The 211-nt window shown below is 53.1% G+C and carries 1 pseudogene; it reads left to right on the top strand.

The annotated features are described in order from the left end of the window. Positions 1–211: pseudogene (locus tag BHE89_RS04165) on the top strand (DUF3150 domain-containing protein); the annotation flags it as partial.

Raw genomic sequence — 211 nt, 5'->3', positions numbered from 1 at the left:
ATGAGCGAGAGGGACCGCATCGAGCAGTATGCCAATGGCTCGATTACTGTAGAGGGCATGGCTAATGACATTGGCGGTTCGGGAGCCCAGATGGGGGACCGTTCTAAAGATGAAAAGGCCGAACAGAAAAGCGATAAAGCCGGTGAGCTTATCCCTGCAACAGAGGGTGGCGAAACCAAGCAGCAACAGGTAGGTGGTACTGAATCTGTTC

The sequence above is a fragment of the Shigella sp. FC1967 genome (assembly GCF_001743005.1).
Classification (GTDB): Bacteria; Pseudomonadota; Gammaproteobacteria; order Enterobacterales; family Enterobacteriaceae; genus Proteus.
Note: the sequence above shows the minus strand (reverse complement) of the source record. Positions and strands in the feature narration are given on the sequence as shown.